At 38.4% G+C, this 21,752-nt stretch carries 19 protein-coding genes and 1 riboswitch; of the genes, 11 read left to right on the forward strand and 8 right to left on the reverse strand.

Features of this window, described 5'->3' with window-relative positions; genetic code table 11:
- Positions 1–29: 29 nt before the first annotated feature.
- Positions 30–1,661, reverse strand: coding sequence for an ABC-F family ATP-binding cassette domain-containing protein (locus BM073_RS14575; protein ID WP_091655062.1), 1,632 nt, complete (start codon positions 1,659–1,661; stop codon positions 30–32).
- 195 nt (positions 1,662–1,856) lie between these two features.
- Between BM073_RS14575 and BM073_RS14580 the strand changes: the two genes are divergently transcribed.
- The 3 genes from BM073_RS14580 to BM073_RS14590 all read left to right on the forward strand — a co-directional run bounded on the left by BM073_RS14580 (position 1,857) and on the right by BM073_RS14590 (position 5,656).
- Positions 1,857–2,072: a hypothetical protein gene (locus BM073_RS14580; RefSeq protein WP_091655063.1), complete on the forward strand. Its 216-nt coding sequence runs from the start codon at positions 1,857–1,859 to the stop codon at positions 2,070–2,072.
- A gap of 66 nt (positions 2,073–2,138) precedes the next feature.
- Entirely contained in the window at positions 2,139–3,005 is an 867-nt protein-coding gene (locus BM073_RS14585) for a GLPGLI family protein (RefSeq protein ID WP_091655064.1), read from the forward strand.
- A 758-nt stretch (positions 3,006–3,763) separates the two neighbouring features.
- Complete coding sequence (locus tag BM073_RS14590; RefSeq protein ID WP_139217503.1) at positions 3,764–5,656, forward strand: hypothetical protein; 1,893 nt, start codon at positions 3,764–3,766, stop codon at positions 5,654–5,656.
- A 288-nt stretch (positions 5,657–5,944) separates the two neighbouring features.
- On the opposite strand, the gene sucD is transcribed toward BM073_RS14590, so the two are convergent.
- A complete protein-coding gene (gene sucD, locus BM073_RS14595) occupies positions 5,945–6,826 on the reverse strand; it encodes a succinate--CoA ligase subunit alpha (protein WP_091655066.1) in 882 nt (293 codons plus the stop codon).
- Between the two features lie 114 nt (positions 6,827–6,940).
- On the opposite strand from sucD, the gene BM073_RS14600 reads away from it, so the two are divergent.
- From BM073_RS14600 to BM073_RS14620, 5 genes are read left to right on the forward strand one after another with little or no spacing between them, the layout of a single operon-like run.
- The gene (locus tag BM073_RS14600; protein ID WP_091655067.1) at positions 6,941–10,375 is read left to right on the forward strand and encodes a sensor histidine kinase; all 3,435 of its coding nucleotides are present in this window, start codon (positions 6,941–6,943) and stop codon (positions 10,373–10,375) included.
- Between the two features lie 47 nt (positions 10,376–10,422).
- Entirely contained in the window at positions 10,423–11,598 is a 1,176-nt protein-coding gene (locus BM073_RS14605) for a hybrid sensor histidine kinase/response regulator (protein ID WP_091655068.1), read from the forward strand.
- A 1-nt stretch (position 11,599) separates the two neighbouring features.
- Complete coding sequence (locus BM073_RS14610; RefSeq protein ID WP_091655069.1) at positions 11,600–12,232, forward strand: ABC transporter ATP-binding protein; 633 nt, start codon at positions 11,600–11,602, stop codon at positions 12,230–12,232.
- On the forward strand, positions 12,229–13,467 hold the full coding sequence (locus BM073_RS14615; protein ID WP_091655070.1) for an ABC transporter permease: 1,239 nt from the start codon (positions 12,229–12,231) through the stop codon (positions 13,465–13,467). Before BM073_RS14610 ends, BM073_RS14615 begins: the two co-directional genes overlap by 4 nt.
- A gap of 24 nt (positions 13,468–13,491) precedes the next feature.
- A complete protein-coding gene (locus BM073_RS14620; protein ID WP_091655071.1) occupies positions 13,492–13,932 on the forward strand; it encodes a hypothetical protein in 441 nt (146 codons plus the stop codon).
- A gap of 36 nt (positions 13,933–13,968) precedes the next feature.
- Here the strand turns inward: BM073_RS14620 and BM073_RS14625 are convergent, their stop codons facing one another.
- Positions 13,969–14,790: an aminotransferase class IV gene (locus BM073_RS14625; protein ID WP_091655072.1), complete on the reverse strand. Its 822-nt coding sequence runs from the start codon at positions 14,788–14,790 to the stop codon at positions 13,969–13,971.
- A gap of 122 nt (positions 14,791–14,912) precedes the next feature.
- Between BM073_RS14625 and BM073_RS14630 the strand changes: the two genes are divergently transcribed.
- A complete protein-coding gene (locus BM073_RS14630; protein WP_091655073.1) occupies positions 14,913–15,329 on the forward strand; it encodes a hypothetical protein in 417 nt (138 codons plus the stop codon).
- Here BM073_RS14630 and BM073_RS14635 read toward each other — a convergent pair.
- Genes BM073_RS14635 through BM073_RS14645 form a run of 3 tightly spaced genes read right to left on the reverse strand, consistent with a single transcriptional unit; the run spans position 15,326 to position 16,950 of the window.
- Positions 15,326–15,775, reverse strand: coding sequence for a c-type cytochrome (locus tag BM073_RS14635; RefSeq protein WP_091655074.1), 450 nt, complete (start codon positions 15,773–15,775; stop codon positions 15,326–15,328). The two genes, BM073_RS14630 and BM073_RS14635, sit on opposite strands and share 4 nt — an antisense overlap.
- Entirely contained in the window at positions 15,772–16,407 is a 636-nt protein-coding gene (locus tag BM073_RS14640) for an SCO family protein (protein ID WP_091655075.1), read from the reverse strand. Before BM073_RS14640 ends, BM073_RS14635 begins: the two co-directional genes overlap by 4 nt.
- A 6-nt stretch (positions 16,408–16,413) precedes the next feature.
- On the reverse strand, positions 16,414–16,950 hold the full coding sequence (locus tag BM073_RS14645; protein ID WP_091655076.1) for a CopD family protein: 537 nt from the start codon (positions 16,948–16,950) through the stop codon (positions 16,414–16,416).
- A 52-nt stretch (positions 16,951–17,002) separates the two neighbouring features.
- On the opposite strand from BM073_RS14645, the gene BM073_RS14650 reads away from it, so the two are divergent.
- Together BM073_RS14650 and meaB are read left to right on the forward strand one after the other, a co-directional pair.
- Positions 17,003–17,410 carry a hypothetical protein gene (locus tag BM073_RS14650; RefSeq protein ID WP_139217504.1) on the forward strand — a complete coding sequence of 136 codons (408 nt, stop codon included), beginning with the start codon at positions 17,003–17,005 and terminating at the stop codon, positions 17,408–17,410.
- Positions 17,407–18,393 carry a methylmalonyl Co-A mutase-associated GTPase MeaB gene (meaB, locus tag BM073_RS14655; protein WP_091655078.1) on the forward strand — a complete coding sequence of 329 codons (987 nt, stop codon included), beginning with the start codon at positions 17,407–17,409 and terminating at the stop codon, positions 18,391–18,393. Before BM073_RS14650 ends, meaB begins: the two co-directional genes overlap by 4 nt.
- A gap of 29 nt (positions 18,394–18,422) precedes the next feature.
- On the opposite strand, the gene BM073_RS14660 is transcribed toward meaB, so the two are convergent.
- Both BM073_RS14660 and BM073_RS14665 read right to left on the reverse strand, forming a co-directional pair.
- Positions 18,423–19,475, reverse strand: a complete 1,053-nt coding sequence (locus BM073_RS14660) for a DUF5074 domain-containing protein (protein ID WP_091655079.1) — start codon at positions 19,473–19,475, stop codon at positions 18,423–18,425.
- Complete coding sequence (locus BM073_RS14665; RefSeq protein ID WP_139217505.1) at positions 19,472–21,322, reverse strand: TonB-dependent receptor; 1,851 nt, start codon at positions 21,320–21,322, stop codon at positions 19,472–19,474. The genes BM073_RS14660 and BM073_RS14665 overlap by 4 nt, the downstream gene beginning before the upstream one ends.
- Before the next feature lie 119 nt (positions 21,323–21,441).
- Positions 21,442–21,669: riboswitch (cobalamin riboswitch) on the reverse strand.
- Positions 21,670–21,752: the final 83 nt, after the last annotated feature.

Consider the following 21,752-nt stretch of genomic DNA (forward strand, 5'->3'; position numbering starts at 1 on the left):
AAAATCCCGAGCTGAAACTCGGGATTTTTTTATCTTTCTACCTCTCTGAGATTTTCCATTTTTTTATTTCTCAAGAATCCATTGATATCCTCAAAGTGTTCTTTCACTCTTTTATTTCCAAATTCAAATACTTTGGTTACCAAGCCATCCAAGAAATCACGGTCGTGTGAAACCACCACCAATGTACCGTCAAATGCTTTCAATGCATCCTTGATGATGTCTTTGGTTTTCATATCCAAGTGATTGGTTGGTTCATCGAGAATCAATAGGTTGACCGGTTCCAATAATAGTTTGATCATGGCCAATCGGGTCTTTTCCCCACCAGAAAGGACTTTTACCTTTTTGTTGATATCATCTCCTTTGAACATGAAAGCGCCTAATAAGTCCTTGATCTTGGTTCGGATTTCACCTACTGCAATCTGGTCGATTGTTTCGAAGATGGTTAGACCTTCATCCAAAAGGGATGCCTGATTTTGTGCAAAGTATCCAATCAGGGCATTGTGTCCCAGTTCGCATTTTCCTTCAAAGTCAATTTCTCCCATAATGGCTTTGATCATGGTTGATTTACCTTCTCCGTTCTTTCCAACAAAAGCTACTTTCTGTCCTTGTTCAATGGTCATGGAAGCATCCTTGAAAACCACATGATCGCCATATGATTTGCTCATTTCATCCACAATGACTGGATATTTTCCAGATCTTGGAGAAGGAGGAAAGCGAAGCTTTAAAGCAGAAGTGTCTACTTCATCCACTTCCACGAGTTCCAGTTTTTCCAGCATTTTCACACGGGATTGAACTTGCAGGGTCTTGGAATAAGTGCCTTTGAAACGTTCGATGAACTGGGTAGTTTCTGCGATAAATTTCTGCTGCTCTTCGTAATGTTTTTGCTGCTGCTCTCTACGCTCTTTTCTCAATTCTAGGTAGTGAGAATATTTGGCCTTGTAGTCATAAATACGACCCATGGTCACCTCAATGGTTCTGGTCGTAATATTATCTACAAAAGCTCTATCGTGGGAGATCACCACCACAGCCTTGGCCTTAGAAATCAAAAATTCCTCTAGCCATTGAATGGATTCGATATCCAGGTGGTTGGTGGGCTCATCCAATAGAATAAGGTCCGGTTTCTGTAAAAGGATTTTCGCCAGTTCGATTCGCATTCTCCATCCACCCGAGAATTCAGAAGTGGATCTTTGCAAATCATCCCGTTCGAATCCTAGGCCTAAAAGGACCTTCTCTACTTCTGCTTCATAATTGACTTCTTCGATTGCGTAGAATTTTTCGCTTAATTCAGAAACCTGCTCAATCAGCTTATAATATTCTTCGGATTCGTAGTCTGTTCTTACAGTCAGCTCCTCGTTGATTCTTTCGATTTCAGCCTTCATGTCCAAGTAGCTAGCAAAAGCCTTGGCAGTTTCATCCATGACAGAACAGTCATCGCTCGTTAAAAGGTGTTGGGGTAGATAAGCGACCACATACCCTTTTGGGGCTGATACAGCACCTGAAGTAGGTTTGCTTTGACCAGCTATAATTTTGAGCAAAGTGGATTTACCTGCTCCGTTTTTTCCCATCAAGGCAATTTTATCATTCTCATTGATGGCAAAGGAGATATTACTGAAAAGCGCCGTGCCGCCATGCAGAACGGTCACATTGTCTACTGAAATCATAAGGCAAGAAATTGAAGCGGCAAAGGTAAGGAATTAGATGAGAGAATTTTGGAGGTTAGTATAACTTTGATTGGGTTGTCTTTGAACGAAAAATATTTTAGAAATTTCAAAAAAATATCTGACACTTATTTTTTTTTTTAGTTTTAACTATTTTTCCAGTAAGTATTAATCAAATAACATTTAAAATTTATTTTTATGAAAAAAACTATTATTTATAGATTATTGATATTTTTTATATCAATATTTCAAGTAATCGCACAGGAATCTGTGCCAGGAGATTCTTACCCTGAGTTTAGTTGTACTGAATTCAGAACAACTTGCGGACGGAATGCAGTGGCTTGTGGTTTTTCTGAAAGAGAAAGAGTACAAGATGCTGCCCATTGGGAGAACTTTTATTGTGGGAATCCTTAAAAAGAGGAATGACCGGGGAGAATATTCTCTCCGGTCAAACTATTTGATAAATTTAATTTTAAGAAAATGATAAAAGCATTTAAACAGTCTATTGTTCATTCATGGCTTATTTTGTCTATTTCACTTTTTCTCCAAACTCAAGCTGTTGGGCAAAAGATGAATTTTGCTTTTTTATATGAAATGGAATACGCGAGAGACAAGTCTGACTTAACTCAGAAAGAAAAAGAACTGATGGTCTTATGGGTTAACTCTAATAAAAGCTTGTTTCAAAGTTATAATGGATATTTAAGAGATTCAGTTTATCACAGTTATTTAAATATAGCTTCGCAAATTGATAAACTCGGTAAACAAGCCGGAAGTGTAGATATCAACCAGATGTTACAACAAATGGGTCAGTTTCCAACGGCGAAAAACACATATAAAATTTTAAAATCTAGTAATGACCAGAAAATTCTCCAATACAGGAAGCTGTTCAAGACTGATTATTATTTTTCAGAGTCAATTGCCAACTTAAATTGGGTAATAAAAGAGGATACCAAGGATATTTTTGGTTATACCTGCAACCTTGCACTTCTGGATTACTCTGGTAGGAAGTTTTTCGCTTGGTTTACACCGGAAATCCCATTTAATGATGGGCCTTATATTTTTGGGGGATTGCCTGGTTTGATTTTGGAGTTATATGATTCAGATTGTGAATACATCTTTAAATTGGTAGGCATTGAAAAAAGGACCATTGAATTTGAAACCTTATATCCAAAAAATGCCAAAAAGATAGGAAGAGCCCAATACTTTAAGTTGGAAGATGAGTACAGGGAAAATCCATTCAGCCAAATGAGCGAACTTGATGCAAGTAGAGTTTCTCCAAGTGATGCAGCTGAGGTACAAAGAAAACTTAAGTCCTTCAATAACCGTCTTGAAAGAGTGATTGATTGATGTCTGTGAGATTAGTCATTTATTGTTTTTTTTTCTTCTATTTAGCAAGCTTTGAAGGCCATGGTCAAACTTTTGTTTCTGGCAAAATTCAAAACCCCACCAAACCTCAACTTTTAAAAGGTGTCAATATTCTCCTTCAATCAAAAAAAGATTCAGGAATTTTAGCTTTTGCAGTAAGTCAGGAAGATGGTAGTTTTTCTTTAACCATTGATTCTTCCTTGGATAGCATTTGGCTTGTTGCCAAATCCTTAACAATAGAAAATATTGAACTTAAGATTTCAAATGAAACTCAGGTTTTACGGCTTGATGTAAAAGAGAGTGAGCTTGAGATAGAAGAGTTTATACTAGAAGGAATTAAGAGTCCGATTTCCCAAAAAAAGGATACACTTTCCTATGATATTGAATCTTTTAAAAGTCAAAGCGATAAAACACTAATTGATGTACTTCAGCGATTACCTGGTATCGAAATTAACAGCAATGGAACTATCAACTACAAGGGAGAGGCAATTCAAAAATTTTATATCGAAGGACTGGATTTACTGGAGGGAAGGTATAATCTAGCTACTCAAAATATGCCAGTGGATGCTGTAAAATCCGTGGAGGTTTTAGAAAACCATCAGCCTATCAAAATGCTCGAAGAAAGGGAGTTTTCATCTAAATCCTCCATAAATATCAGGTTAAAACGAAAAAATGTGATTCTAGGAAGAGGATATGCTGAGGGTGGATTTCCGGGGATTTGGGATGCTAAAGTAGCACCTATGATTTTTAGCAATGACTTTCAATCAATTGTTAGTTTAGGATTTAATAATGCAGGCAGACTTTTATCAGATGAAATAGAAAATCTGGGATCTGATTCTTTTCAATCAAAAGAAAATTTGCAAAATCAGTGGTTCAGGCCTTCAGGTATTAGAAGAGACTCAGGTTCAGGTGATAGGTTTATTTTTAATAAAAGTACGTTAGCCTCAGTGAATACCATCAAGAAAAGATCGGATAATTTTCATATTAAAACAGCCCTGGATTTTTCCAGTGAGGATTTCAATAACTCTTATCAGGTTCGTAAATCCTACTTTTTAGAATCTGGAAGATTAGATTTTTTAGAATCTGGTTTTTTTAAGGAAAAGAGAGACCATTTCAACCTTAATGTAAATATGATAAAAAATTCTAGTGTGGATTTTTTTTCAAATCAGTTTGGTATAGGGATCTTCAACACAAAATCTATCAGTGACTTGGTTTTTCAAAGCCAAAGTTTAGATCAAAGAATAAAAAGTCCTGATTTTTTAATCTCTAATATTTTCAAAAAGTTAATTGACATAAAATCAGGTATTGTTGACATAAACTCAACCTCTTTCTTTATGGTTCAATCGCCAGAGTTATTGACCAGCCCTCCTTTTTTAGGAATATTGCAGGATAGCAGCATGCAAAGCGGTATGAGTTTTCAAAAAGTTAGATATTTGCTGTATGACTTTAACAATAGCCTGACCCTAAAAGGGTTAAGGTTTTTAAATCTCAGTTCTTCTAGTGCTGTAGGTATTAAGGCCAGGAATTCGAGTTTAGAATCTGCCTCCTTTTTAGGAGACGAATTACTTGGGTTTTCTTTTCAAAATAATTTGACTTTGCAAGAAGTTGCAGGATTGACTTCTGTCTCGTTTGAGAAAAATACTGAAAGTATCAAGGCTAAAGTCATTATTCCTGTGAAATACATACATTATAAATTGCGAGATGTTTTTGAAAATAAAGTGCTTGATGAGGTTAATCAAGTAATTATTGAACCTGAGGCATTTTTAAATTTTGATTTTAACCCTTCATTGAGTTTTAGAAATTTCATTTCGAGAAAGGTTTCAATAGGTAGTTTATATGACCTTTATCCAGGTCAAATTTTCGTGAATTATCAAACAGTACAAGTTAAAGACGCTCCTGTACCTCTAATAAAATCCAATAAGCTATCATTCAGCCAAAACTTCAAGGATCCACTTTATTCTTTATTTCTTAATTCTTCCATTTCATTAGGGTTAAACAGCCGAAACACCCTAATGAAAAGTGAGGTAGAGGATAGTGGCTTAGTTAGATTACGTGCTATTGCTAGAGATAATATTGAGAAATCATTTTCTTGGAATGGGGATGGCAGTAAATATTTCCCCACTGTAAGAACTACCATGGCAATCGGCTCTAGTTATAATTGGATTTTTAGAGAGTTTGCAATTAATGAATCCTTTCAATTTTTAAACTATTATAGATGGAATGGATTTTTAAAAGCAGTTTATAGAAAAGTAGGGAAAGTGAATTTTGAACTAAAATATGATTATTCCTCGATCCGATCTATTGCCGAAGAATCTTTTGATAATTCATTGTTCTTGTCCTCTCCGTCAATTTCTATTTTTGTTTTTCCTGATGATAATCAAAATCTAAAATTAACTTTTGAGGCCTTGGCTATAAACTCAATTTCTGGTTCTTCAAATACCTCAGTCAGTTTTTTGGATTTTGCATACAACTATAAGGTGCCCGAAAAAAAAATAGAGTTTAGTGTGATCGGTGCAAACCTTCTGGGCCAAAATCGATTGACTTCTGTTTCTAATTCTTCTTTCATATTTATAGAGGAATCAAGAGTTTTAAGACCAAGGCAAGTAACTTTTAGGATAGAATATTCCTTTTAAGGTTGGAGTTTTTTTTAAAAAACGGAGGTAGCGAAATAGCACAAAGTAAATAGTGTTATTATTCTTGTTTTTCGCATTTGAATCACTTGTTAAATTATGTTTTTAAGTAGTAAGATTTGATTCAACATTGCAAATCAGGCCAATTATCAAGGCGATTTTTAATTGAGTATTAAATTGGTTTATCTTAATCTAAGGTCAAAAACCTTATCATAAAGAAAAAAACCGCCTCGAGCTCAATCGAAGCGGTTTCAATTTATGGTTTATCGGTCACCCGATAGTAACAATTTATTAAGCGTTCACGCCCAAAACTTTGGCCATAACAGCACCAATTTCGGCTGGAGATTCTGCTACGTGAATTCCGTTTTCTCTCATGATTCTCATTTTGGCTACAGCTGTATCATCTGCTCCTCCAATGATGGCACCTGCGTGTCCCATTCTTCTTCCCGGAGGCGCTGTCTGTCCAGCGATGAAACCTACAACAGGTTTTTTGTTTCCAGTTTCTCTGATCCACTTCGCAGCTTCTGCTTCGTAGTTTCCTCCGATTTCTCCAATCATCACGATAGCATCGGTCTCAGGATCTTCCATGAGCATTTGAACAGCCTGCTTGGTAGAGGTTCCGATAATTGGGTCACCGCCAATACCGATAGCAGTAGACACACCCAAACCTGCTTTGGCAACCTGATCAGCTGCTTCGTAGGTCAAGGTTCCAGATTTAGATACGATACCAATTCTACCTTGCTTGAACACGAAGCCAGGCATGATACCTACTTTTGCTTCTCCTGGAGTGATGACTCCTGGACAGTTTGGTCCGATCAAGATAGCCCCTCTTTCTTTGATATAAGGCTTGGCCTTCATCATATCAGCTACAGGAATGCCTTCCGTGATAGCGATGATTACTTTGATTCCTGCATCAGCTGCTTCCATAATTGCATCAGCTGCGAAAGCAGGTGGAACAAAAATGATAGAGGTATCTGCACCAGTCTTCTGAACAGCTTCTTCTACAGAATTAAACACTGGCTTTTCCAAATGAGTTGAGCCTCCTTTTCCTGGAGTTACGCCACCAACTACATTGGTGCCATACTCGATCATTTGCTGTGCGTGAAAAGAGCCCTCAGATCCGGTGAATCCTTGTACGATTACCTTGGAATTTTTATTGACTAGTACACTCATGCGTCGATTTTTAAAGTTTGGCACAAAAATAAGAGAAACCGACCGCTGACAAAAGAATATATCAACAATATCCACTTTATTTGACATACGGCATCTTTTTCTAATTTAGCCTTTATGAAACTTAACACCCTGAGGTTTCTGCTCTTAATCACCTTTACAGTGATCACTGTAGCCACCCAGGCACAAACATTTAAATTCAATTCTAATCCTAAAGGGGTTCAGCTGCCTGTACAAACGGTTTTGCAGGCTGAGCAGGATACTTTGGGCAGGATATGGTTTTCCACTACAAGAGGTATATTTTTCTCAGATGGCTTTCAAACCTATGAACTACCTGATAGCTTAAAATCACTTTTTGATTATCAAATCAATATCCATAAAGATGAGGATGGAATGATTTGGTTATACAATGACCGAGGCTATGGTAAATTTTTGAAAGGGGGCTATGGAAGTTGGGAAGAAGTCAGTTTCCCTGAAAAGCTGAGAGACAATGATGTTTTTTATATTTTCTTCAGCACTAGAGGGAAGGGCAAGGAAAAGGAGTATGTGCTGGACACCAATTATGAGTTAATATTTTGGAGGGAAGGAGAACAAGCTCATGTTTTCTATAAGAAAAACAAAGACTGGGGAAAATTGGGTCACTTGGGAGGCAGTAGAGACTATCCGATATTTTTTCTTTCAAACTCCACCCTAAGATTTGTCAATGGTAAATTTGATGAATACAACTGGGAAAACTCCATCTTACCCTCACCGCCTGTGATGGTCAAGAAGTCTCCTGAAACAGAAGAATTTTATTTTTTAGGAAGTAATTATTTGGCAAAAGGAGACTCGGAACTTAATGCTTCTGAAATCATTGATTCTAACCTTAAAAAAGATTTTACATTCCTTAGGGATTATTTCGATTTACAGTTTTCCAAAGGGAGCGTTTTCTATTTCTTTAATTCAAATCTGAGAAAACTAAGCTATGGTACCCAGCGATTCTTGGATATTAACATAGAGCCCCTTTTCAGAGTATTTTATATCCATGATTTTTTGATTGACAGAGAAGGAGTTTTGTGGATTGTAACGAGTAGAGGCTTAGTTAATCTCAATAGTTTAGCCTTCCAGACTTACAATGCGCAGGTTTCAGGCTTGTTGAGTGATGAAGTAACTGCCATTTCTAATATTCCCGGAGAGGATTCTTATCTGATTGGATTTAATAACGGGATTCAAAAAGTTTCAAGAAGTGGTATCCAAAATATCTATGTGGACTCCAATTCCGGAGTGATTCCTAATAGTAGAATCGTGAATTTTTCTATTCAAGATGAGAATACAATTTGGTTTTCGGCCAATATTCGGGGAGTAGGAAAATATAATGTGAAGACGGGAAACGTACAGATTTTTCCGCATCCCGAAAAAGAGGGAGTTTCTTCGATATATGCATTTGGTGATTCCTTGATGATCACCACTCCAAAGTCTGTGTATTTAGCTTCCACGAAAGGTAATTTTCAGAATTTGTATTCAAATTCTCTGAAGTCACAGCTGGAAGAAATCATGAATGGCTTCTACCACCTTCGAAAAGCTGGAAAACTATCAGACGGAAGAAAAATAATAATCAGAGCAAGCAGGCTCGTGAATGAGAGAAGAATCATACAGGAAAATGGACTTTTAATTGCCGAGGGATATGATTATCTGGAAACAGAAAATGGGATTTTGTTGGGCACAGAGACTGGTCTGAAAATCATAAAAAATGATACAATCCTTCCTTTTGAAGTGAATGGCAACACTGTTAACCGAGCGGTTTTTTCAATTCTGAAAGACTCAAAAGGAGTGATCTGGCTAGGAACCGATGATGGAATTTTTAAAATAGATCAATTGCAAATCAAGCATTTGAACAGTCAAAATGGATTGGCTGATAATGAGACCAACCGAGGGGCGTTGATAGAAGGGAACCGAGGTTTGATTCTAATTGGAACTTTAGACGGATTTTCCATTTTTAAGCCTGATGAGCAGTTTTTTGCACAGGGGGAACCCAAATTACATTTGAATTCCATTTTCTTGGGTGGAAATCAGATTGAAGAAGGTGCTGAGTTAAAGGTGCCGTATGAGAAAAATACCCTTGAAATTAATTATTCAGCTATTGGATTCAATGAGGAAGATGAATTATGGGTTCACTATAGAGTAATTGGCCTGAATGAAAATTGGGAGATCCTTAAAAATCCTAAATCTTCCAGAATATTCTTGCCCAATCTTCCTGCGGGGGAATATCAGGTTGAAATTAAGGCTTCCTATGAAGGGACCAATTTCTCCGATGCTATCACTACACCAGTTTTCACGGTTTTAAGGCCCTTTTATCTGAGAGCCTGGTTTTTGATAATGCTTGCTCTGTTTCTGGTGGGGGTAGGGTTTTTTATCAATTCATTTTTCGACCAATTGAGAAAATTGGGGGTTTTGGAGAGCGTATTGTCTAAAAAAGATAAAGAAAAAGTGCATGCAGAAGAGCAATTCAAGAATGTATGGGATAGCTCCAAAGATGCCTTGTTGTTGAGTATAGATGGGAAAAAAATAGTTGCTGCAAATCCTTCCTTCGCATTTTTAGTTAAAAAAGCTCCTGAAAATTTAGAGGGAGAAAATCTTCAAGAAATTATTCAAGACACCAAGTTTTTTAAATCTTTCTATAAAACATTGGATCAATTGGATACAATTGGTTTGACCTTCTTGCAGGAGGTGAAGTGGAGTAATCAAAGTCTGGAAATGGAGGTCTATACCAAAGTAATCAATTCTGAGATTCAGGATGGGCGATTGATTTTGACGGTCTTCAGAGATGTGACAATCGAAAGACAGATTGAAAAAAAGCTGACCGAGGCAAAAGAAAAAGCGGAAGAAGCCAATAGATTTAAAACGAGTTTATTGTCCAATGTGAGTCATGAAATCAGAACCCCACTAAATGTGATTTTGGGAGGTACAGAGCATATCATGATGCAATACTCCAAAGACCCTAAATTACTTTCGGAGTTGGATTTGATTCTTCAGAGCGGGGAAAGGTTGCTCACTACTATTTCCTCGATTTTGGATATGGCGAAGATAGAGGCAAATAAAATGCAGGTATCATATTCTTTCTTTGACGTTAAAGCTTTTATATCTGCGATCATGAAACCCTATTTTTCTCATGCGGAACGAAAAGGACTTCAATTAGAACTTGAATTTCTAAAAGATAGAATAGAAGGAAGCTCGGATAAACGTTTTCTGGAAATGATCATCAATAACCTGATCGGAAATGCTATGAAATACACCGAATCAGGTGTGGTAAAAATGACTGTAGATCATGTTGGTGATCATCTGAAAATTGAGATCTTGGATAATGGAGTTGGTATGGAGGAAGATTTCCTACAAAAGGTTTTTGATCCTTTTGAACAGGAGAGTAGTGGAAATCAGAGAAAGTTTGAGGGAACAGGTTTGGGCATGACCATTACCAAAAATCTTTTGGAATTATTGAAAGGAAGTATTCACTTAGAGAGCGCTAAAAATAAAGGGACGAGAGTAATAGTTGAAATTCCATTGTCAGAATCATAATTTTTGTATTTTTCCTAATCTAATCTTAACCGGGATCCAAAGTTTAAATGTTTAGCCTTAAAATTCTCATCGTTGAAGATGACTCAGTCTCAGCTCTTTTGTTGCAAAGGGCTTTGGAGAAAAATAATCACGAAATTATTGGTATAGCAGATACAGGTGAAAAAGCTTTGGACCTGCTCGATGAAAGTCATGCAGATATTGTGATGATGGACATCAATCTTGCAGGTGAACTCGATGGAATCACTACCACAGAGATTATCAATGAAAAATTTGATATACCGGTCGTATACCTCAGCGCCAGTTCAGATGCTGAAACTCTCAATAAAGTTGTCGGTACGAATCCAAGTGCTTATGTGATCAAGCCTTTCAATATCCGTGAACTTAACATGGTAATTGAATTGGCAATCTTTAAAGATCGCAAGGAAAAAGAATTACAAAAGCTGAATAATGAGCTCGAGGAGAAAGTAAGGATGCGGACGGCTGAGCTTTATGAAGCAAATAAAGAGTTGACTAAAGCCCTTGAAAAAGAAAGAGAAATCAATGAATTGAAATCCAGGATTGTCTTAAACGTATCTCATGGGTTTAAAACTCCACTGACTTCTATTTTGAGCTCTGCTCAGCTGCTACAGATGTATGCTGAAAAAGATCATCCGTTCAAGCAAAAAATCGCCAAGCATGCGATGAAAATTGAAAATTCCGTTCGTGCCTTGAACAATCTGCTCACCAGTGTGCTATTCTTTGGAAAGGCTGATGCGAACAAAATGGAGTTCAAGCCTAAAAAGATGTTTCTGGGAGCTTTTGTCAAGGAGTTGCTGGATACGGTTAAAGCCGGTATTGAGAATGATGTGACCATCAAAACAGAATTGGGTGACCTGCCTAAAACCATTGTTTCGGATAGTGAAATTCTATACCAAACCTTCGAGAATTTACTTTCCAATGCTGTCAAATACTCCAAAGATGGAAGCGAAGTTCTATTTAAGCTGGACTATAGAGATGGGCATCTTCACGGGACGGTGGTAGATAATGGAATTGGAATTCCCAAATCAGAACAAAGCCAGCTGTTTGATCGTTTTTTCCGAGCAAAGAACGTGGGCATAGTGGAGGGCTCAGGTTTGGGTCTTTCTATTGTCAAAAAATGTATAGAAGTCATGGGTGGAGAAATAGATTTTTCTAGCGAGGTGAATAAAGGAACTACCTTTGAAGTGAAAATCCCTGTAAAGTAAGATGTTGATTTCAACCGAAAACATTCAATATTCCCATCCGGGCCAAGCTCCTCTTTCTTTTCCTGACATTCATTTAAAAGCAAATGAAGCTCTCCTGGTTCTTGGTAAATCAGGAAGTGGAAAAACAACTTTACTAAATATTTTGGGTGGTTTGCTAAAGCCTCACAGCGGAAGTGTAAGCATTGATGGCGTGGCTCTGAGCTCACTAGAAGGCTCAAATCTAGATCTTTTTAGAGGTAAAAATATCGGTATTGTATTTCAAAAACCTCACTTGTTAGCTCCCTTGACAGTGGAGGAAAACCTTCAAATGGCTCATTATTTTTCCAAGAAAAAGGGGCAGGAAATCAATCGCTTATTGGATGAGTTGGGCATTGGAGAAAAATCCAAGTCTAGAGTTCAAAACCTGAGCGAGGGAGAAGCACAAAGAGTTTCCATTGCAAGAGCATTGGTGAATTCTCCCAAGTTGATTTTGGCAGATGAACCTACCTCAAGCTTGGATGATGAGAACACTTTTAAAGTTTTGAACCTTTTGCAAACTCAAGCAAAAAAAATAGGAGCAGCTTTAATTATAGTGACTCACGATCAACGGGTTAAAGATCATATTCCTCAATTTATTGAAGTCAAAGGCGCATGAATTTATTTCGATTAAGTTGGAAGTATTTGACATTCAGGCCTCCTTCCACTGGATTGAATGTGATTTTATTGGCATTGGGCCTTGCAATTATTACTGTTTTACTGCTCGTTCAGGACCAGTTTGAAAATAAAATGACCAAGGATGCAGAGGGCATAGACCTAGTGGTCGGTGCTAAAGGCAGTCCACTTCAGCTCATTTTATCTGGGGTTTATCATATAGATTTTCCAACAGGGAATATTCCTTTGGAAGAAGCTAAAAAGCTATCAAGAAGTCGCTTGATTAAAAATATCATCCCCCTTGCCCTTGGAGACAATTATAAAGGCTATCGAATAGTAGGGACCAATCATGATTATCTCGGCCTGTTTGAAGCTCAATTTGATCAAGGAAAAGTTTGGGAACAGCCGTATGAGGTGGTAGTAGGTGCTACTGTTGCTTTAAGGGAGGGTCTCAAAGTTGGGGATACATTTGAGAGCAGCCATGGGATCAGCGTTGGTAGTCATGATCATGAGCACGACTATCAAGTTACAGGGATTCTTGCTCCCAGTGGAAATGTCATCGATAGATTGGTTTTGACCTCCATTGAAACGGTCTGGTATACCCATGAAGAAGAGTCTGAGTCAGAAGATGAAAAGGATCATGCCCAGCTTCATCAGGAAGTTTCTAAAACCGGCTTTCCTGAAGGAGATGAAGCAAAGGAGGTTACTTCTCTCTTGATTCAATACAGAAGCCCAATGGCAGCTGTTCAATTGCCTAGAATGATCAATTCAGGCACTTCTATGCAAGCCGCTTCTCCTACTTTTGAAATGGCTAGGTTATTTGAATTGCTGGGTATAGGTGTAAGTTTACTTCAAGGCTTGGCTTTTGTCTTAATTGGTATTTCGGGCTTAGGAATTTTCATAGCGCTTTATAATTCCTTGAAAGAAAGAAAATACGACTTGGCCATACTTAGAGCAATCGGAGCCTCCAGAGGGCAATTGGTATTTTTGATTTTCTTGGAAGGAATCATGCTTACCAGTATTGGAGCTTTAGTTGGGATTCTTTTAGGCCATAGTTTTTTAGCCGTAATTATTTCACAGAATGAACAGGGAGTTGCTGCCTCGCTAGATGCCTGGATTTTCTTAAAAGGAGAACTTTGGATACTTGTTTATGCGTTAGGGGTAGGTATTCTGGCCTCTCTTATTCCTGCGTGGTCAGCTTATCAAACAAGTATTGCAAAACAATTGACAAAGTCATAACTAGCAGCAGAATTAATTAAACCCATGAAATATTTCAAAACCACCCTATTGACAGGATTGCTTTCTTTAGGTTTCGCAGCTTTCACTTACGCGCAAAGCCCAAATGTATGGAAGAGCCTTTCGGAAGTTACCTATAAAATCAGTGAAGACAACTTTGGGGAGCTTTACGTTCCGGTATTCTCTGATAAAGTGAAGCAGCTGGAAGGAAAAGTAGTGGAGGCGGATGGTTACATTATTCCTTTCGAGGGAATGTTCAAGCCAGAGCATATTATTTTGTCCAGTTTACCACTTGCAGAATGCTTTTTTTGTGGTTCTGGTGGACCGGAAACGGTCATGGAAGTAATGCTGAAAACACCTATCAAATACACCTCAAAAAGAGTGAAGGTAAGAGGGAAGTTGACTCTCAATTCCAAGGACCCTGAAAAGTTGATGTATATTTTGAAGGATGCTACCTTGGTAGATTAGAAAAAAAGGAGCCCTGAAAATTTCAGGGCTTTTGTATTAATAGCAGAGCTCCTTTTCCAATTCTTTAAATTTTTCCAGCAAATTAACGGAAATCGGTCCGGGTTTACCATTCCCTATGGTTCTATCATCAATTTGTGTTACCGGTAATAGAACTTTGGTGGTACTACAGATAAAGGCCTCATCTGCTTCCCATACTTCCTGCAGACTGATAGGTCGAATGGTGACCTGACCTGCTATTTTAATTAAATTTTTTCGGGTAATTCCAAGAAGAATATGCTCACTTGGAGTGATTAGCTCACCATCCTTCACAATAAAGAAGTTGCTTCTGGAGCTTTCACTGATAAACCCGTTCATATGATATAATACATCCTCGGCACCTTGCTTCTTCCACTGAGCCGAATGCCATACTGCAAGTGCATAGTTGGTGGTTTTGATGTCAGCTATTGGACGGACATATTCTAAGGTCAAAAGCTTAACTCCCTTTTCATATTTCTCTTCAGATGGGAAAATTAAGGACTCTGCAAAAATGAATAGTTTACCATCAGCGGGAGAAAAGTGGTTGTCCGAAACTCCACCGCTCAAAACCATTCTCAACCCGCCTTGCTCCAAATCATTCTTTTCGATTAATTGCCCGATGATTTGGCGAAGTTCTTCTCTTGAATAATCTAAAGGAAGAAAGGTCTTTTCTGCTGAAGCAGTAAACCTATCCAAGTAATCCTCCAAAAACAGACCTTGATGATTGACTGTTCTGAAGAAATCAAAAATTCCATATCCCCTGATTAAGCCCAAGTCCATTGGATGGATACTTGCAGTTTGAGTATCTATGATTTTTCCGTCAGCGAAGCAAAATGGTTTCATAATTTTTCATTAAGCTCTAAAATTAAGCAACCTATTTTAATATTTTTGCTGTTTGATAATTTCATTTGAATAAGATTATAAAAAGAAAAAATAGTAACTTTACTTAAATTTTAATCAACTCCATGAACAGATTTATTCCTTTTTTGATTATTGTTATCTTTTTTGTCTCCTGTGGTTCAAGCTTAGAGGAGGAAAACTCAGAAATGAGAGCTAAAGTGATTGCCGTTCACGATGAAGTAATGCCAATGATGGGTAAACTGAAGTCCCTCGAAAAGCGGGCTATCAGCGAGGCTTCCGAATTAGAGGCTGAAAATTCCTCGGATTCTCTTAAAATTCAGGAATTAAAAGCCTTGGCTTATGACCTTGAGCAAGCCTATGAAGCCATGTTTGTTTGGATGAGGCAATATGATAATGAGAATGGTGAACGAAACCCAGAAGAGGTGAAAGTTTATTTGGAAGAACAGATGGAAAAAGTGAAAGTGGTGAATGAGAAAATTACCACTGCTCTGAACAAAGCGGATAAAACACTTAAAGACTAAAGGTTTTCAGGCTTTTCAGAAAGAAATTTTTCCACATCTTTTGAGCTGATTACTCCTTCCTCATTTCCCCAGATATTGTATAAATAAGTACTGATTTGGGAGATCTCTAAAGCTGTGAGCTGGGGATTAGCAGGCATGGCTTGGTTATAAGCTTCTCCATTGACAATGATTTCCCCCTTTTGACCATTTTTCATTATCCAGACACTTCTATGAATACTTTCTTTGAAGTAATCTGATTCATTCAAAGGAGGAATAAGTTTCCCCAGCCCCTTACCATCCTTCTGATGACAATTTGCACAGTAATTTTCATAAAGTGCTTTTCCATTTACGGCATATTTCATCACATCTGGATTAGAAATTTGAGCCAGTGTATTATCCTTATCGGATGATTTGGGAGAGCAGGCAAAAGTGGCTAAAAAAAGAATACCTAATAGAACTCTTTTCATGACCCCAGCAATTTTGGAATATCCTTGATCAGGTTATCCACCTGGTCCGATTTGGTACCGTCATAGACGCCTCTGATGTGGCCTTCCTGATCAACCAAAACAAAAGCCCCACTATGTAGAAAACCTCCCGGTTCATTCTGATCTTCCATTGCAGTTGTCAGATAACTTGTCTGGCCGATTTCATAGATTTTTTGAGGTTCTCCCGTTAGGAAATTCCAGGTTTTCGCATTCTCAATCCCTAGTTTTTCCGCATAATCTTTCAGAACCTCCTGAGTATCATAAGTAGGATCAATAGAGTGACTCAATATCTTAAAATTAGGATTGTCTCCAAATGCCTCGTGAACTCGGAGCATTTCTTTTTTCATGATAGGGCATATAGTAGGGCAGCTAGTGAAGAAAAAATCAGCTACATAGACCTTGCCTTTGACATCTTGATTGGAAATTGTATCCCCTTCTTGATTGATAAAAGCAAATTCAGCAATTTGATGGTAAACAGTATCTCCAGCATCATCGACATGCCAATTTCCCAATTTCGGTAATACTTCTTGTGAACTTTCTTCACTGGCAGGTTTACACTGCCAAAATATCCAAACGCTAACTAAAGCCAGTATTCCAATTCCTTTAATCTTCATGGGTGATTAAGATTTTGATCTATATTTTTTATAAAGCCTGATTCCCAACATGAGCAGAATCCCAAGACCTATTAGGCCTGCAATTCCCCAAACCATACTGAGGGTATTTTTTAATACTATCAGGAAAACTATTGCAAAAAGCAACAGGGTAGAGGCTTCATTCCAAAGTCTTAACTGAGTAGAGCTCCATCGGGTTCGTCCTGCTTGAATTTCTTTGAAAAGTTTATGGCACCCCAAATGATAAGTGTAGAGCAAAACCACAAAACCCAATTTGGCATGCATGAATCCAAGTTCAAGGTACCCCATTCTGTAAGTTAAAACCCAAGTACCAAAAATCAGGGTTAAAATGGCAGAAGGCCAAGTGATAATGTACCACAACCTGGAAGCCATTAAGTCCAATTGAGGTTTTAAGATTTCCCGTTCTGCTTCAGGGCGATCCATGGCTTCTGTCTGGTAGATAAAAAGACGCACGATATAGAAAAGTCCTGCAAACCAGGTGACTACAAAAATGATGTGAAGTGCTTTGATATATTCGAAACCCATTGTCAGAATTTTCGGCTAAATTAAGGCCTAATCCTTTTAACCCCTAAAGTTTTTGAAAAGTACTCGAATTCTATACCTTTTGTTAAGTCTGTCTGTTTTGGCTTTGGTAGTATATATTTTAAAAGAAAGCTTCACTCAGCCCGGATTGGATCGATTTGAGGGGAAATTCGAAGAACTTGGCTTTTATAGAAATGAAAATAATACTGGCCCGGTGCTGAGAATTTACGCGATAAAAGTTTTAAACGAGGAAGGCAACTGGATGAGAGAGTTCGCCGAAATGCAGCCACATACCAAATATGGAAAAACACTGGTTTACTTTTTCTCCCCGGAAGCTCCCTCAAAAATTGATCTTACTCCTAAGTATCCCTATTTTCAAGCAAGTTTAGAACCTTTGGTTTTAGCAAGGTTTGAAAAAAGTCCCATGGGCCAAAGTAAATTCCAAGAAGGTTTTTCACAATGAGAAAAAGAAAGTCCTTAACTGAGTTTAAAAAAGGTGTTTTAGCTGGTGATAGAGTAGTTCTCTCCCAAGCAATCACTCTCGTGGAAAGCAATTTGGAAACTGATTCCAAACTTGCAGGAGATTTGGTTCAAGAGCTATTACCCTACGCTGGTAATTCTATTCGGGTGGGGATTACAGGTGTCCCGGGTGTAGGGAAGAGCACGTTCATTGAGTCATTTGGAAAAATGCTCGTTGATAAAGGAAAAAAGGTAGCAGTACTTGCCGTGGATCCGAGTAGCCAAAAAACCAAAGGAAGCATTCTTGGAGATAAAACCAGGATGGAAAAACTAGCTTCAGATAAAAGAGCTTTCATCAGGCCTAGTCCATCAGGGAGTACTTTAGGCGGGGTAAGTTCCAAAACCCGTGAAGCCATGCTGATTTGTGAAGCGGCAGGCTTTGATGTGATTTTGGTCGAAACTGTCGGAGTGGGGCAATCAGAAATTGCCGTGAAAGGCATGGTTGATTTTTTTCTCCTTTTGATGCTTTCAGGAGCAGGAGATGAGCTCCAAGGGATTAAAAAAGGGATCATGGAAATGGCTGATGGGATGCTAATCAATAAAGCAGACGGAGATAACCTGCAACCTGCGAAAAAGGCTAAAGCTACCTATCAAAACGCTTTACACTTATTTCCATTGGGAGAGAATAATTGGTCTCCTAAGGTTCTGATAGGTTCCTCTATTTCTGGTATGGGTTTGCCAGAATGTTGGCAAATGATTGAAGATTTTCAGAGTAAAATGTTGGGTAATGGATTTTGGGAGAAAAATCGGGCCGAGCAAAGACTCAAATGGCTGGATGATAGTATTCAGGCATTGCTGGGCCGAGCATTTTACATGCATCCTGCTATTCAGAAAAAATTGAACGAAGGAAAAAAACAGGTTTTGGAAGGTGACCTAAACCCAATGAATCTTGCTAGAGAATTAACCTCTCATTTTTTGAAAAAATAAAGCCCCGAATTTTTTCGGGGCCAAATCATTTATTTCATCATAAAGCCAGAAGGGCCTCTTCCTACGTCAAAAGTTCTGACAGTGTTTCCTGATTTATCAAGCACAGTTATAGTGCCATTTCCTTGAAAACCATTAGCATTTGCCACATAAATCTCCTCTTTTGAGGAATCAATTCCAATTCCATAGAAGCCTGAACCTTCATACCATTTTGGCTGTAGGCTTGTTCCAAAAAGAGGCAAAACCCCAATTCCGTCCTCGTAGTTTGGCCATCCCGAACTGGTCAATATATATAAGGTATTAGAATTGCTCAGAGCGATTTTTCCGGTAGCATTTGCAATTGGATACCAATTACTGGTAGCTAGAGTAAAGTTATCCAAATGGAAAGTATAGATAACTACCTCATCTGCTTTGGATGAAAACAGATAAATCTTGCCATCAATTTCAAAAAACTGTGATGGGTTTCCTTCTACTTCAATGCTTTTAACCAATTCCTCTTTTTCAGCATCAATCACCTCTACTTTTCCTTCTTCAGAACCCGCAACTAAAATGAATTTCCCGAAGGAAATCAAATCTTCAGGTTTCCTTGAAACGGCGATCTTTTTGGAAACAGTTCCGCCTAAAGTATTTCTAACTACGGCGATGTATGAGCTGGGAGTATTGAAATTAGCATCATAAGGTCCATAATCAGAGATAAAGAGTTTGCCAGAATTGACAGTCAAGGACCTAGGTTGATCCAAATCTGATGTCACTGCTCCCAAACTTTTGAAGTCTCCGGGGTTGACTATTTCCACCTTGCCGGTGTTGGCAACCAGATACATCTTATCATCTTCATTAACCATATCTTCTAATAATCCAGCAAATGGTCGTCCATTGGCTGCTTCGAAAATATCAGGCTTCAATTCATTGGTGCTTGGATTTAGGTGGTAAACTTCTCCATCGTTGCTTCCAAAAGAACCTTCATTCATAATCAAGATTCCTCTGTCATATTCCCCAAGAGGTCTTTCAGGATCATTTCCTATACAGGAAAAAAGGATGAGTAGACTGACAAATACATGTCCTAATTGCAGTAGTTTAGTTTTCATAGTTGAAAGGATATATTAAAATTGATAGATCTTCCAGGCATGGGTCTCAAATAGATAACCTGGTATTGTGTGTTTAATAAATTTTGGATTCTGACTTGTAGAGGAATTTGAATTTTAGAAATACTAAAACCGGTATAGGATATTCCCAGATCTGCTAGGAAGAATGGGGAAAGCGTTCTAGGATTGTCAGCTGTGATTTTTCGCTCTTCTGTGTAATTTGTTTGAGCCTGAATGGAGAATTTTTGAACTTGAGCCTGTAATGATAGTCCGGCTTGATGTCTTGGGGTGTAAGGGAGTTGCTTCCCCAATGAAGGATCATTTTGAGATATCCCGACCAAGGAGACTGCCCGGTTCAAACTATATTGCCATTGCGAAAACCAATCGACTGCTCCAGTTTTGAACTTCAATGAACCCTGATATTCTACTCCATCAGATCTCACTTTTCTGATATTTTGCGGTGACCAAAAGGAACCTTGAGGCAACCAAATAATCCAATTATCTACATTCATGCTGTAGAAAGTCAAACTTTGAGAAAATGAATTCTTTTTCCAATGAAGACCTGATTCGACATTCCAGCTGTTTTCCGGCAATAATTCCGGGTTGCCTCCAGGTGACCAAAATCTGTCGTTTAATGTGGGAACTTTGAAGCCTCTTCCTGCTGAGATTTTTAACTCAAGACTTTGATTTTTATGTTCTAAAAAAGTCCAATCCAAACCAGCCCCCGGAATAAGCGGAACTAGCTGGTCTCCATATCCCAACTGACGTAGATTCAAGGATAAACTCAGTCTGTTTGTAGGGCTATATTTTGCTGATTGGAATATCTCTAATCGCTCATCTATGGCAGCATAAGTACTGAGATCTCCCTTTACTAATGTGATTCTTGCTCCTGAGTGAAAAGAAAGTTGCTCAGTGGGGAAGTAATCCCAGGCTCCTCCCAGGATGAATTGGGATGTATTGTTCTCAATCCCGTTAAAAATGAGTTCCTCCCGAACTAATCCAGATTGAAATGCGAGAGTGCTTTTTTTCTTGAAAATCTCATAATTCATGGACCATCTCAAAGCTTGGTCCTCTTGAAAGTCCTGAGTAGAAGATCCCATGGGAGGCTGGATTTCCCTTTCAGCTTGATGAAGCCAAATGGAGGTTTTCAGTGATTTATTGTCGGAGATTCTCCAATTCAGATCTGTTACAATCCCCTTTTGAATCACTTGGGCATGATCCTGCTCTTGTATTGGAGTACCGGGCAGGGCTAGATTTCGGAATGGGTATTTATTGGCTGCAAACTGATGATAGATTTTACTTTGTAGGGCTAATTTTTTGCCTGAAATGCCCCCTTTGATATTGGTTTGATAATTTCCGAAACTTGAAAATTCCTGAGAAAGTAAGAGGCTAGACTTTTCTTGAAATCCAGCTTGGGACTTCAGGTTTACACTGCCGCCGATTGCTTCATTTCCCAGAAGAGCACCGGATGAACCAAATTGTAAGCTTGCCTGATCAATGGCAAATACGGGTAACAATGAAAAATCACTTTGTCCGAGAGAAGGACTATTGAGGGGGATTCCGTTCCAAAAAACTGCGGTATGTCCAGCCGAACTCCCTCTAAAGGATGGGGAAGCCAACATTCCAGGCCCATAAGAGCGGATAAAAACCGGACTTTGGTCAGCGAGGAGATCAGCCAAGCTCCTGCTTTGGTAAGCTTCTAAGTCTTTTTGGCTCCACTTAATTGATTTCTGACCCTGCCCAAATCGCTCATAGGCAGGGGATATCACTTCAATTTCTTGAAGCCCAACTGTATCGATTTTTTGGATATCAGATCCAAAAAATGTGAATGCCCACACTAATAAAATCATGCCTAATCGAATCAAAGGTTGAATTCGATCCGGGCTTGAAGAGAAATGGGAAGAAATGAAATAAGAGGGTATACCAAACCCAGTAATTGCATGTCTTCTTCGCTTTTCCTCCGAAAGCACAGAATCAATAGAATCAGGCAGGTCTCCTGGCTTGTCTGACTTTCACTGGCCTTCTCAAACCAAAAAATATGGTTCAATGGCTTTGCTTAGCGAAAGCTTTTCAAATTTCTGAGTAAATCAGAAAAGCGCAGACTTACAGTTGCGGGGACAGCTTCGGTATTTCACCGAATTCCCTATTAATCCCTGATCTAAGTTTTAGATCGGGAACCTGTTTCCGATGCAAACATAGAATCATTTCGAATCTGAAAAAAGCAGTTTGAAAACATTTTTTGTAAAGCGACTGATCTTATCCTTACTTTGAACTTTCAAA

The organism is Algoriphagus ornithinivorans (genome assembly GCF_900115305.1).
GTDB lineage: Bacteria > Bacteroidota > Bacteroidia > Cytophagales > Cyclobacteriaceae > Algoriphagus > Algoriphagus ornithinivorans.